Source organism: Plasticicumulans sp. (assembly GCF_035331805.1).
Classification (GTDB): domain Bacteria; phylum Pseudomonadota; class Gammaproteobacteria; order Competibacterales; family Competibacteraceae; genus Plasticicumulans.
In genome coordinates this window covers 1-12637 of the sequence record NZ_DAOLKE010000081.1, presented here as the reverse complement: position 1 = coordinate 12637, position 12637 = coordinate 1, and the positions used below count along the sequence as shown (strand labels likewise).

The window sequence follows — 12637 nt, the reverse complement described above, 5'->3', positions numbered from 1 at the left end:
CGTCTCCTCCCCGAACGCCTCCTTCAGAAAATCCGCCAGCGCCCGGATCGCCAGGAAGGCCTGCCGGTGCTGCGGGTACACCGCGAAGATGCCGCCGGGGTTCGGGGCGAAGTCGTCGAGCACCGTCACCAGCTCGCCGCGGGCGAGGGCTGCGCCGACGATGAAGGTCGGCAGCTGCGTCAGGCCGAGGCCGGCGAGGGCGGCGTCGCGGGCCAGTTCGCCGTTGTTGACGCGCAGGCGCCCGTTCACCGGCACCGCGATGCGCTCGCCGGCGCGCCGGTACAGCCATTCGGTCGCGCGCGTGTGGCCGTAGGGCAGGCAGTCGTGCGCGGACAGGGCTTCGGGTTCGGGCGGGGCGCCGCGGCCGTGCAGATAGCCGGGGCTGCAGCAGGTGACGAGGCGCATGCCGGCGAGGCGGCGTGCGACCAGCGCCGAGTCGGGCAGGGCGCCGATGCGGATGGCCATGTCATAGCCCTCGCCGATCAGGTCGACCGTGCGGTCGTTGAGGTCGATCTCCAGCCGCAGGTCCGGGTAGCGGGCGAGGAAGCGCGGCAGCAGCGGCGACAGGTGCAGCGTGCCGAAGCTCATCGGCGCGGCCAGCCTGAGCGTGCCGCGCGGCTGGCGGCTGCCGCTGCCGATCATGTCCTCGGTCTCGGCGACCGCATCGAGGATGGCGCAGGCGCGGGCGTGGTACTCGCGGCCCAGCTCGGTGACGCTCAGGCGCCGGGTCGTGCGGTTCAAAAGCCGCACGCCGAGGCGCGCCTCCAGCGCCGCGAGCCTGCGGCTGACGAACTGCTTCGACAGCCCGAGGCGTTCGGCCGCGGCCGTGAAGCTGCCGGCCTCGACCGTGGTGGCGAACAACTGCATGTCTTCGAGCGCGTTCATTGTCCTTCTCCAGTGGACGATGTGACGCATTCTGGCTGATTTATGGCGTGATCGTGGCTGCGTAGAGTGCGCTCCATCGGCAAGGCACCGGCCAGACCGGCAGCCACCGAAACCGGAAACCCGCACTCAAGAGGTCATCGCCATGAGCACCAATACCTACGCCGCCGCTTCCGTCACCACTGCTGCCACCACGGTCACCACCGCTGCGACCGGCGCCGTCAACCGCTACGCCCCGGCCGCCGGCCGCGTGCTGCTCGGCGGACTGTTCCTGGTCAGCGGCCTCGGCAAGCTCGCCGCGCCGGCGGCCACGATCGGCTACATCACCGCCGCCGGCCTGCCGGCGCCGGAACTGGCCTACGCCGGTGCGCTGGCGGTCGAGATCGGGCTGGCGGGTGCGCTGATCGCCGGTTACCGCACGCAACTGGTCGCGCTGCTGATGGCGGTGTTCACGCTGGTCACGGCCTTCGCCTTCCACTTCCAGCCCGCCGACCAGGGCCAGGTGATCCACTTCCTGAAGAATCTGGCGATCACCGGCGGCCTGCTGCAGGTCGCGGCCTTCGGCGCCGGCGCCTTCAGCCTCGATGCACTGCGCAGCCGTCGCCTGCGCCCGGCCATCGCCGCGGCCTGAAACACCTGATCCGGCTGAGCGGATCGCAGGTGCCTGCCTTCAAGCCCCTCCCCCCTTGCGGGGGAGGGATTGGGGGAGAGGGGGAAACCCCCGGCACCCCGGCCGCATCCGCCCGCCATGGACGACGCCTGAATCCTGAACCCCCGGCCCCGGCGCCCCCCCGCGCCGGTCCGCCTCCGAAGCAACGGGAGCAAGACCATGACTGCAATCCTGCGCAAGGCCGGTGACCGCGGCGTCGCCGAGCACGGCTGGCTCAGCTCGCGCCACACCTTCTCGTTCGGCCACTACGACGACCCGCGCCATCGCGGCTTCTCGGACCTGCTGGTCATCAACGACGACCGCGTTGCGCCGGGCATGGGCTTCGGCCAGCACCCGCACCGCGACATGGAGATCTTTTCCTACGTGCTCGACGGCGCGCTCGAACACCGCGACACGCTCGGCAACGGCTCGGTGATCCGCCCCGGCGACGTGCAGATGATCAGCGCCGGGCGCGGCATCGCGCACAGCGAGTTCAACCACTCGCGCAGCGACGAGGTGCACTTCCTGCAGATCTGGATCGTGCCCGAGGTGCGCGGCATCGCGCCGCAGTACCAGCAGCAGCACTTCGATGCGGCGAGCAAGCGCGGAAGGCTGCGGGTGATCCTGTCGCCGGACGGGCGCGAGGGTTCGCTGAAGCTGCATCAGGACGCGGTCGTCCACGCCGGGCTGTTCGCGGATGACGAAACGGCAAGCCTGGCGATTGCCGCCGGTCGCGTCGTCTACGTTCACGTCGCCCGCGGCAGCGTGCAGGTCAACGGCGTCGCGCTGCAGGCCGGCGACGGCCTGAAGCTCATCGATGCCGGGGCCGTGAACATCAGCGACGGGCAGGACGCCGAGGTGCTGGTCTTCGACCTGCGCCCCGAAACCCGGCACTGAAGGCCGTGACCGGTGCGCCGTCCGCGAGCGGCGCACCGGCCGATTCCCTCCACCCCCGACCCCCGGATGCCCGCCTGCGTGGCGGGCATCGCCCACCCGCGAAGTCTGCGAGGAGCACCGCCATGAACGTCCTGTACCGCACCGAAGCCACCGCCACCGGCGGTCGTACCGGCACCGCCCGCACCGCTGACGGCGCCTTCGAAGTCCGGCTGGTCACGCCGAAGGAACTCGGCGGCCCCGGCGGCAGCGGCAACAACCCCGAGCAGCTGTTCGCTGCCGGCTACTCGGCCTGCTTCCTCGGCGCGATCAAGTTCGTCGCCGGCCAGAAGAAGGTGAAGATCGCCGAGGACAGCACCGTCACCGCCCAGGTCGGCATCGGCCCGCGCGACGACGGCCAGGGCTTCGGCCTCGACGTGGCGCTGAGCATCGACCTGCCCGGCCTCGATCGCGAGACCGCCGAGGCCATCGTGCAGCAGGCGCACATCGTCTGTCCGTACTCGCACGCCACCCGCGGCAGCCTTGACGTGCGCCTGAGCCTCAAGTGAGTGATCCGGCCGCCCGCACCTTGCCCGCGTGCGGGCGGCCTCTGTCATCCGTGATCCGCCCGCTGCGAGGACGCCCGCCATGCGTCGCAACCCCGATGCCGCCCGCTACCGCGCCAACCTGCAGGGCGAGATCGACAGCGCCGCGCTGTACCGGGCGATGGCCGACAGCGCCGGCGATGCCGCGCAGGCCGAGCTGTACCGGCGCCTCGCGGCGGTCGAGGACGCGCACGCGGCGTTCTGGCAGCGGCGGCTGAAGGCGGTCGGCGTCGATACGAAGCGCGAGCGCCCGGGCTGGCGCACGCGCGTGCTGATCGGGCTTGCGCGCCGCTTCGGGGCGGATTTCGTGCTGCCGGCGGCGCGCTCGATCGAGGCGATGGACCAGACCGGCTACGACCACCAGCCCGAGAGCGAGCACACCGTGCTGCCGGCGCAGGAGCGATCCCATGTGCGCCTGCTCGGCCAGCTCGCGCGCCGCCCGCGTCCGGGCTGGACCGGTCCGACCTACGCCCGCCTCGAAGGCCGCCACGGTGCCGGCGGCGGCAACGCGCTGCGCGCCGCGGTGCTCGGCGCCAACGACGGGCTGGTGTCGACGCTGAGCCTGGTCATGGGCGTGGCCGGCGCGCAGGCCGAATCGCACACCATCCTGCTGACCGGCCTGGCCGGCCTGCTGGCCGGCGCCTGCTCGATGGCGATGGGCGAGTGGATCTCGGTGAAGAGCGCCAACGAACTCTACGAACGCCAGATCGCCGCCGAGGCCGAGGAGCTGCGCGAGGTGCCGAACGAGGAGCGCGCCGAGCTGGAGCTGATCTACCGCAGCAAGGGCTTCACCGAGGACGAGGCGCGCACGATCGCCGAGCGCGTGATGGCCGATCCGGACACGGCGCTGTCGACGCTGGCGCGCGAGGAACTCGGCATCGACCCCGAGGAGCGCAGCGGCTCGCCGTGGGCGGCGGCGACGGCGTCCTTCGCGATCTTCGTCGTCGGTGCGACGCTGCCGGTGCTGCCGTTCGTGTGGCTGACAGGCGAGCGCGCAGTGCAGGCAAGCGCGGCGGCCGGCGGTGCGGGGCTCTTCCTGATCGGTGCCGCGATCACGCTGTTCACCGGCCGCAACGCCGCGTGGTCGGGCCTGCGGCAGCTGCTGATCGGGCTGGCCGCGGCCGGCGTGACCTGGGGCGCGGGGCGGCTGTTCGGCGTGGCGCTCGGGGGCTGAGCGCGGCCGGCGCAAAAAAAGAAAGAGGCATCCCCCGCCTGTGCCGTCGGAGCCTTGGCCCTTGAACCAGATGGTTCAAGTGGGGATCGGCGCGGTGCCTCAGGCTTCCCGCTGCTAGGCGGACTTGCACACCGGCTCCGGCCAACCGACCCCCTGGCAGATCAAACTATGGATCAAGGGGATGCGGCTCTGTGACACGAACACCGCAGGGGATGCCCGTGGCCGGACTATAACGGGGTTTCGGTGATTTTCCCAAGCGCCGATTCGACCTGTGACAGCAGCTTCTCGGCACGCTGGCGCACCTCGTCGCGGTCGGCCGAAGTTTCGCGCAGCAGCTGCAGGTAGTCGTAGGCGAGGTTCAGGCTGGCGATGGCGATGATGCGCTCGGAGCCGGACACGCGGCCGCTGGCGCGGATCTCGGCGATGCGCGCGTTCAGGAAGGCGGCGGCCTGCTGCAGTTCGGGCAGGTCGGCGGGCGGGCAGGACACCTTGTAGTCGGCGTCCATGATGTGCACCGACACCAGCTGGGCGTTCTCGGACACGGTGCGGGCCTCGGTTTCAGGCGGCCGGCGGGTTTCCGGCGGGTTGGACGGGCTGGATCAGACTTCGAGCGCGCGCAGGCGCGCGACCATCAGCCCGATGCGCTGGCGGGCGGCGGCGAGCTGCTCGTGCAGCTCGGCGATCTCGGTGTCGGCCGCAGCGTGGGCGGCGGCGAGGGCCTGCGCATGCGCGGCTTCGAGCTCGCTGCGTTCGTGCGCGGCCGCGGCGCGGGCTTCGGCGAGTTCGGCTTCGAGCGACTCGCGCACCGCGTCGAGCCGGGCCTCGTGGAGAGCGTCGAGTTCGGCGATCGCGGTCATATGGCGCTGGTCGCGCTCGCTGGCGATGGTCTCGCACTGGCGGCGCAGCGTGTCGGTGTCGCTGGCGTGCAGGCTGCGCGCCGTGGCGAGTTCGTTTTCGAGCTGGCCGGCGCGCAGGTGCAGGCTGCGGTTCTCGGCGGCGAGCCGCTTGCAGGCGCGCAGCAGCTCTTCGAGCCGGTGTTCGAGCGCCGCGACGGCCGGGGCGGCGGCGGGGGACAGGGACGTGGACATGGCGCCGGACTATAGGGGCCGCTCTGTGACAGGGTCAATCGCGGGCCGCCGTACCGCGTCTTTACGGGCCGGCGCCGGCCGGGGTTACGATAACCGTCCTTTCCGGATGCCGTGTGCCCCCCACCGATGACTACGCGCCTGCCGAATCCGGACCACGATGCGCTGCAGTCGGCGCTCGCGCGTGCCGGCAGCCTGAGCCTCGCCGCCGAGGCGCACGGCCTGCTGTGCGGACTGCTCTGTGCCGACGCCGGCCTGCCGGCCCGCAGCTGGCGCGAGGTGCTGCTGACCGAACTCGGCGACATCGCCGCCGTCGATGCCGAAGGCAGCCGGCTGCTCGATGAACTCTACGCGGCGACGCGCGCCGGCTTTGCCGATGAGGAACTCGGCTTCGAACCGCTGCTGCCCGAGGACGACGCGCCGCTCGCCGCGCGCGCCGAAGCCCTCGGGCAGTGGTGCCAGGGCTTCAACTACGGTCTGGCGCGTGCCGGCGAGCGGCTGGCGACGCTCGGGACCGAGGCGCGCGAGGTGCTCGATGACCTGCGCGAGTTCGCGCAGGCCGACTACGAAACCGACGACGCCGACGAGGAAGGCGAGGCGGCGTGGGTCGAGCTGGTCGAGTACCTGCGCATCGGCGTGCTGCTGCTGTACGCGACGCTCGCCGCGCCGGCCCCGGCGGCCGAATCCGGCAGGCGTCTGCACTGATTCGCCGGCACCGACGCTGCCGGTGTCCGGCATTCCGTTTCGTTTCCCACCTGCACTCCGAGGTCAGCCGATGGCCAGCTTCCGCATTCCGGCCGAGGAATATGCCGCCCGTCGCGCCCGGCTGATGGCGGCGATGGGCGAGGGTTCGATCGCGCTGGTCGCCGCGGCGACCGAGCGCGTGCGCAACCACGACGTGCACTATCCGTTTCGCCAGGACAGCGACTTCCGCTACCTGACCGGCTTCCCGGAGCCCGACGCGCTGGCGGTGCTGCGCCCCGGCCACGCCGAGCCCTACGTGCTGTTCTGCCGGCCGCGCGATCCGCTGATGGAGATCTGGCACGGCCGCCGCGCCGGGCCGGCCGGCGCGATCGAGCGCTTCGGCGCCGATGCCGCGTATCCGCTCGACGAGCTCGACCAGCGCCTGCCGGAGCTGCTCGAAGGCGTCGAGCGCGTGCATTACCGCTACGGCGCCGATCCGGCGCTCGACACCCGCGTCAGCGGCTGGATCAGCGCGCTGCGCGCGAAGCTCAGGAGCGGCGTGCACGTGCCGCGCGAACTCGTGAACCTCGATGCGCTGCTGCACGCGCACCGGCGCGTGAAGTCGCCGGCCGAGCTGGAGGTCATGCGCTCGGCCGGGCGCATCTCGGCGGCCGGGCACCGGCGCGCGATGCAGGTCTGCCGGCCGGGCCTGAACGAGCGGCGGCTGGAGGCCGAGATCCTGCACGAGTTCGCGCTCGCCGGCGCCGGCTGGTCGTATCCGGCGATCGTCGGCGGCGGCGACAACGCCTGCATCCTGCATTACACCGAGAACGACGCCGAGCTGCGCGACGGCGATCTGGTGCTGATCGACGCCGGCTGCGAGCTGGACTCCTACGCCGGCGACATCACCCGCACCTTCCCGGTCAACGGCCGCTACAGCGGGCCGCAGCGCGCGCTGTACGAGGTCGTGCTGGCCGCGCAGCATGCGGCGATGGCCGTCGTGCGCCCCGGCATGGCCTGGCCCGACTACCATGACGCCGCCGTGCGCGTGCTGACCGAGGGCCTGATCAGCCTCGGCCTGCTCGAAGGCGGGGTCGACGAGCGCATCGCCGATGAGTCCTACCGGCGCTTCTACATGCACCGCACCGGCCACTGGCTCGGCATGGACGTGCACGATCCCTGCGAATACAAGGACGGCGCCGACTGGACGCGGCTCGAAGCCGGCATGGTGCTGACCGTCGAGCCGGGCCTGTACGTCGCCCCCGATGCCGAAGGCGTCGATGCGCGCTTTCGCGGCATCGGCATCCGCATCGAGGATGACGTGGCGGTCACGGCCGACGGCTGCGAGGTGCTGAGCGCCGGCGTGCCGACCGCGATCGACGACATCGAGGCGCTGATGCGCGACGCCTGAGCACGGCGTGCGCAGCGCAGCGCCCGGACCTGACAACGACAAGCGCCGCCGGCCGGTTTTTCCGGTGCGAGCGGACCCATCACCGGCGCCGGACGGCGGCGGACCCGAGGAGCGAGGCGTGGGCAGCAAGCGCAGCGAAGACACGGCGGTGACCGGCAGCGGGCCGGTCGTCCGCGAGGACATGGCGCCGGCAGCGGCCGGCGCGTCTGCCGCCGGAGCCGCCGGGGATTACGACGTCATCGTCGTCGGTGGCGGCATGGCCGGTGCGGCGCTGGCGATCGCGCTCGACGGGCTGGGCCTGAAGCTCGCACTGGTCGAGGCCAGTCCCTGGCACGCCGATGCTCACCCCGGCTACGACGAGCGCACGCTGGCGCTGTCCTGGGGCTCGCGGCGCATCTTCGACGGGCTCGGCGTCTGGACGGCGATCGCGGCGCAGGCGACGCCGATCCGGCAGATCGACATCTCCGACCGCGGCCACATCGGCCACGCCCGGCTCGATGCCCGCGACCAGGGCACGCCGGCGCTCGGCTACGTGGCCGCGGCGCGCACGATCGGGGCGGCGCTGATCGGGCGGCTGGAGCGGCTTGCACACGTGACGCTGCTCTGCCCGGCCGAACTCGAACATCTGAGCCCCGGCGCGCAGCACTGCGAGGTGACGGTGCGCGTCGGCGAGCAGTTGCGTCCGCTGCGCGCGCGGCTGGTGGTCGCGGCCGACGGGGCGCGCTCGCGCATCCGCACGCAGCTCGGCGTGCCGACGCTGGAGTGGAGCTACGGCCAGACGGCGGTGACCGCCAACGTCACGCCCGAGCACGACCACGGCAATGTCGCCTACGAGCGCTTCACCGAGGACGGGCCGCTCGCGCTGCTGCCGATGGAAGGCGGGCGCTGCGCGCTGGTGCTGACCGTGCCCGATGCCGAGGTCGAGCCGGTGCTGGCGATGCCGGATGCGCAGTTCCAGTACCTGGTGCAGCGGCGCTTCGGCCTCCGGCTCGGGCGCTTCGTGCGCGCCGGCCGGCGCAGCGCCCATCCGCTGAAGCTCGTCAAGGCGCGCGAGCACCGGCACGGGCGCGTCGCCTTCATCGGCAATGCCGCACACACGCTGCACCCGATCGCCGGGCAGGGCTTCAACCTCGGCCTGCGCGATGTCGCGGTGCTGGCCGAGGTCATCGCCGATGCGCTGGCCGCCGACGAGGACCCCGGCAGCAGCGCCGTGCTGACGCGCTACGCCGACTGGCGGCGCTGGGACCAGCGCGCGACGATCGGCTTCACCGATGCGCTGGTGCGCGTGTTCGCGAACCCGCTGCCGCCGGTGCGCCTGGCGCGCAATCTCGGCCTGATCGGCTTCGACCTGCTGCCGCCGGTCAAGCGCCTGCTGGTGCGCCAGCTGATGGGCGTCGCCGGTCGCCAGCCGCGGCTCGGCCTCGGCCGGGCCCTGGCCGGCTGAACGTCCCGCTCCCCGATTCCGCCTGACTGCACGGAACCTCCGCATCCGATGGGCAACACCGCTGCTTCGCCTGTTTCCACTGCTTCCCCTGCATCCACGGCCGCTGCCGCAGCCGCCCCCGGGACCGTCTACGACGTCATCGTCGTCGGCGGCGGCATGGTCGGCTCGGCGCTGGCCTGCGCGCTCGGCGAGCACGGGCTGGACGTGGCACTGATCGAGGCCGAACCGGTGCCGCCGCTCATGGCCGGCGAGCCGGCCGCGGCGCGCGTCTCGGCGATCAGTGCCGTCTCGCAGCGCATCCTCGCCAGACTCGGCGCCTGGCCGGCGATCGAGCAGCTGCCGGGGGCCGGGGGCGGCGCACCCGAGCCGCGGGTCTGCGCCTATACCGACATGGAGGTCTGGGACGCGAGCGGCCCGGGCCTGATCCACTTCGATGCCGCCGGCATCGGCGAGCCGGCCCTCGGCTGGATCATCGAGAACCGCGTGATCCAGAGCGCGCTGCTCGCGCGCGCCGCCACGATCGACGCGCTCGATGTCTACCCCGGCGTCGCCGTCACCGGCTTCGAGGAAGGGCGCAACGCCCTCGGCGTGCAGCTGGCCGACGGCCGCCGGCTGTCGGCGCGCCTGCTGGTCGGGGCCGACGGCGCGCAGTCGCCGCTGCGCGCCTGGGCCGGCATCGACACGATGGGCTGGGGCTACGAGCAGCAGGCCGTGGTCTGTCGCGTGCGCTGCGAGCAGCCGCACCATGACACCTGCTGGCAGCGCTTCCTGCCCGGCGGGCCGCTGGCCTTTCTGCCGATGTACGACGGCAGCTGCTCGATCGTCTGGAGCTGCAGCCGCGCGCAGGCGCGTCAGGTGCTGGCGCTCGACGATGCCGGCTTCGCGCACGCGCTTGGCGAGGCCTTCAGCCACCGGCTCGGGCCGGTGCTCTGGAGCGGGCCGCGCGCCGCCTTCCCGCTGCGGCTGCAGCACGCGCAGCACTACGTGCAGCCGCGCGTGGCGCTGGTCGGCGATGCCGCGCACGTCGTGCATCCGCTCGCCGGCCAGGGGGTCAACCTCGGCCTGCTCGATGCCGCCGCGCTCGCCGAGCTGCTCATCGAACGCCACGGCGCCGGGCAGGACATCGGCGCGATCGCCGGCCTGCGCCGCTACGAGCGCGCGCGCAAGGGCGACAACCTGCTGATGCAGGCGGCGATGGACGGCTTCAAGCGCCTGTTCGGCAGCCCGCTTGCCCCGGTCGTGTTTGCACGCAACGCCGGCCTGCTCGCGACCAACGCGCTCGGGCCGCTGAAGCATCTGTTCGCGCGCCGCGCGCTCGGCTTCGGCCGCGAACTGCCGGCACTCGCCCGCCCCGGCTGAGCGGCGGCGCAGCCCGCTTGCGAGATTCGACTACAACTCCTGCGGTATATGCGCCACAAGCTGTCGTAATTGGGATACGCTTGCAGTCCTGCCCTTGCCGGAACGAACGGACGCCGGCCATCGCTGCGAGCACCCGACACCATGCTTTCCAGCCTGCCCCTGCTGGCCGCCCTGCTGACCGCCGCTCCGGCTGCAGCCGAAGTCGCCAGTTCCCCGGCGACCGGTCAGGACGTGAGCCTGACCATCTATCACGCCGACCTCGCGCTGGTGCGCGACGTGCGGCGCGTGACGCTGCCGACCGGTGACAGCCGGCTGGCGATCACCGGCGTCAGCACGCAGATCCAGCCCGAAACCGCGCTGCTCGCCAGCGACCGGCCGCTGCTGGTGCTGTCGCAGCACTACCGCAACGACGTGCTGTCCGGCGACACGCTGCTCGAACGCTTCGTCGGGCGCGAGATCGAGGCCGTGCGCGTCAATCCGGCCAGCGGCGAGGAGCAACGCGAGAAGGCCGTGCTGCTGTCGGTGCGCGAGGGGCAGGCGGTGTTCCGCATCGGCGAGCGCATCGAATCCGACGGCGCGCTGTCGCCGTGGCGGCTGGTCGTCGAGCGCGGTCAGGACGTGCGCGAGGAGCCGACGCTGCTCGCCGACCTCAACAGCAGCGTCGGCGGCGAGCACCTGATCGAGCTGTCCTACCTGTCGCGCGGCTTCTCGTGGGATGCCGATTACGTGCTGCGCCTGAACCCCGGCAACGACGGCATGGACCTGCTCGCCTGGGCGACGCTGCACAACGCCAGCGGCACGACCTTCACCAATGCCCGGCTGTCGCTGGTCTCCGGCGAGGTCAACCGCATCGCCGGCATGCGCGGCGAGGCTGCCGCCGACCTGCGCTCGGCGCCCGACCTGCCCGGCGGCATGCCGGGAGGGGCAGCCGCCGATGACCGGCTGTTCGAGTACCAGCTCTATACGATCGAACGGCCGGTGACGCTGCCGGCGCGCCAGTCGGTGCACGTGCCGCTGTTCTCGACCTCGCGCGCCCCGGTGCGCAAGCTCTACCGCACGACCGCGCCGCTCGCGCTGTTCGGTGCGGTGATCGGCAATCAGGACCTGCGCATCGCCACGGCGCTGTCGTTCGCGAACGTGTCGCCGGGGCTCGGCCGGCCGCTGCCTTCGGGGGCCGTGCGCGTCTACCAGCGCGAGCCGAGCGGCACCGGCCAGTTCCTCGGCGAGGCGCGCATCAATCCGGTCGCCGAGGGCGATGACGCGATCATCGAGGTCGGCGCCACGCTCGATGTCAGCGCCCGCCGCCGCCAGATCGACTTCAAGCGCCTGCCGCGCGACGAGCAGGAAGCCGCGTGGGTGATCGACTTCCGCAACACCAAGACCGAGGCGGTCACCGTCGATGTCACGCAGCCCTTCGGCGGCCAGTGGCGTATCGTCGAGGAAAGCCTGCCGCACCGGCGCGATGCCGCCGACACCGCGAGCTGGAGCGTGCCGGTTCCGGCCGGCGGCAAGGTGACGCTGAGTTACCGCGCCCGCAGCCGCTGAGCGCCGTCGCGGGCGGCGCACGTACCGCCCGTGCAGAGGCGGGGGAGGAGGATCGATGGAACGCGAACTCTGTGCGCTGACCGACATCCCCGATGGCGGCACCCGCGGCATCCGCCTGCAGCCCGGCGCGCGCTACGCCGATCTGGTGCTCGCGCGCCGCGGCGCGCAGGTCTACGCCTACCGCAACTCCTGTCCGCACACCGGCGCGCCGATGGAGCGCGAGTCCGGCGACGACGATTTCCTCGACTATCAGGGCCTGCACATCCAGTGCGGCATCCACGCGGCGATCTTCCGCTTCGAGGACGGCTTCTGCCTGTGGGGACCGTGTGCGCGCCGACGGCTCGAAGCCGTGGCGGTGCGCATCGATGACGGGCGGGTCATCGCGCTCGACGTGCGGCCGTGGCTGCGCGACTGAGGCCGCGCGTGCCAAGCTGTCGGTTCCGCCGCCGATCAGGAAGGGCCTGCCTTGAGCACCGGACCCGAAGCCAGCCCGCATTGCAGCCGCATCAAGGTGCGCGGCTATCACCTCGACCTGTACGGGCACGTCAACAATGCCCGCTACCTCGAATTCCTCGAAGAAGCCCGCTGGGCCTGGTTCGAGAGCGGCGGTGAGCTCGACCGGCTCGCGCAGCGCGGCCTCGGCTTCGCGATCGTGCGCATCGACATCAGCTACCGCCGGCCGGCCTTCATGGGCGAGGAGCTCGAAATCCGCACTGCGCTCGCGCGCATCGGCCGCGCCAGCGGCACGCTGCGTCAGGAGGTCGTGCTCGCACCGGAGCCGGCCGTGCGCATCGCCGGGGCCGACGTGACCTTCTGCATCACCGACATCGCCGGCGGCCGGGCGCTGGCCTTCGATGCCGGGCTGCTCGCGCTCCTCGGCCTGCCGCCGGCGGCGGACGGCCGCCGCAGCGATGCCGACGATGCCG

14 protein-coding genes and 1 other RNA gene are annotated in these 12637 nt (G+C 72.3%); 11 read left to right on the top strand and 4 right to left on the bottom strand.

The features are described 5' to 3' along the window. Window positions 1–885 (bottom strand): LysR family transcriptional regulator (locus PKE44_RS08045; RefSeq protein WP_324549876.1); only part of this gene is annotated, 885 nt, incomplete at its 3' end. Between the two features lie 142 nt (window positions 886–1027). On the opposite strand from PKE44_RS08045, the gene PKE44_RS08040 reads away from it, so the two are divergent. The 4 genes from PKE44_RS08040 to PKE44_RS08025 all read left to right on the top strand — a co-directional run bounded on the left by PKE44_RS08040 (window position 1028) and on the right by PKE44_RS08025 (window position 4183). Continuing rightward, window positions 1028–1513 carry a DoxX family protein gene (locus PKE44_RS08040; RefSeq protein WP_324549873.1) on the top strand — a complete coding sequence of 162 codons (486 nt, stop codon included), beginning with the start codon at window positions 1028–1030 and terminating at the stop codon, window positions 1511–1513. A gap of 198 nt (window positions 1514–1711) precedes the next feature. Continuing rightward, window positions 1712–2428: a pirin family protein gene (locus PKE44_RS08035; protein ID WP_324549871.1), complete on the top strand. Its 717-nt coding sequence runs from the start codon at window positions 1712–1714 to the stop codon at window positions 2426–2428. Between the two features lie 122 nt (window positions 2429–2550). After that, window positions 2551–2973 carry an organic hydroperoxide resistance protein gene (locus PKE44_RS08030; RefSeq protein WP_324549869.1) on the top strand — a complete coding sequence of 141 codons (423 nt, stop codon included), beginning with the start codon at window positions 2551–2553 and terminating at the stop codon, window positions 2971–2973. Between the two features lie 79 nt (window positions 2974–3052). Then, a complete protein-coding gene (locus PKE44_RS08025) occupies window positions 3053–4183 on the top strand; it encodes a VIT1/CCC1 transporter family protein (protein ID WP_324549867.1) in 1131 nt (376 codons plus the stop codon). A 27-nt stretch (window positions 4184–4210) separates the two neighbouring features. Here the strand turns inward: PKE44_RS08025 and ssrS are convergent. From ssrS to PKE44_RS08010, 3 genes are all read right to left on the bottom strand, one after another. After that, window positions 4211–4398, bottom strand: a non-coding RNA gene (gene ssrS / locus PKE44_RS08020) — 6S RNA. Between the two features lie 12 nt (window positions 4399–4410). Next, window positions 4411–4725, bottom strand: a complete 315-nt coding sequence (locus tag PKE44_RS08015) for a cell division protein ZapA (RefSeq protein ID WP_324549865.1) — start codon at window positions 4723–4725, stop codon at window positions 4411–4413. 57 nt (window positions 4726–4782) lie between these two features. Then, the gene (locus tag PKE44_RS08010) at window positions 4783–5271 is read right to left on the bottom strand and encodes a hypothetical protein (protein WP_324549862.1); all 489 of its coding nucleotides are present in this window, start codon (window positions 5269–5271) and stop codon (window positions 4783–4785) included. A 126-nt stretch (window positions 5272–5397) separates the two neighbouring features. On the opposite strand from PKE44_RS08010, the gene PKE44_RS08005 reads away from it, so the two are divergent. The 7 genes from PKE44_RS08005 to PKE44_RS07975 all read left to right on the top strand — a co-directional run. Next, window positions 5398–5973 carry a UPF0149 family protein gene (locus PKE44_RS08005; RefSeq protein ID WP_324549860.1) on the top strand — a complete coding sequence of 192 codons (576 nt, stop codon included), beginning with the start codon at window positions 5398–5400 and terminating at the stop codon, window positions 5971–5973. A 70-nt stretch (window positions 5974–6043) separates the two neighbouring features. After that, a complete protein-coding gene (pepP, locus tag PKE44_RS08000; RefSeq protein WP_324549858.1) occupies window positions 6044–7363 on the top strand; it encodes a Xaa-Pro aminopeptidase in 1320 nt (439 codons plus the stop codon). Between the two features lie 118 nt (window positions 7364–7481). Further along, complete coding sequence (gene ubiH / locus PKE44_RS07995; RefSeq protein WP_324549856.1) at window positions 7482–8807, top strand: 2-octaprenyl-6-methoxyphenyl hydroxylase; 1326 nt, start codon at window positions 7482–7484, stop codon at window positions 8805–8807. Between the two features lie 48 nt (window positions 8808–8855). Continuing rightward, window positions 8856–10166 (top strand): UbiH/UbiF/VisC/COQ6 family ubiquinone biosynthesis hydroxylase, encoded by a 1311-nt coding sequence (locus PKE44_RS07990; RefSeq protein ID WP_324549854.1) that lies wholly within the window; start codon window positions 8856–8858, stop codon window positions 10164–10166. Between the two features lie 141 nt (window positions 10167–10307). Next, on the top strand, window positions 10308–11711 hold the full coding sequence (locus tag PKE44_RS07985; protein ID WP_324549852.1) for a DUF4139 domain-containing protein: 1404 nt from the start codon (window positions 10308–10310) through the stop codon (window positions 11709–11711). 55 nt (window positions 11712–11766) lie between these two features. Continuing rightward, window positions 11767–12126 carry a Rieske 2Fe-2S domain-containing protein gene (locus tag PKE44_RS07980; protein WP_324549850.1) on the top strand — a complete coding sequence of 120 codons (360 nt, stop codon included), beginning with the start codon at window positions 11767–11769 and terminating at the stop codon, window positions 12124–12126. A gap of 51 nt (window positions 12127–12177) precedes the next feature. Beyond that, window positions 12178–12637 (top strand): YbgC/FadM family acyl-CoA thioesterase (locus PKE44_RS07975; protein WP_324549848.1); only part of this gene is annotated, 460 nt, incomplete at its 3' end.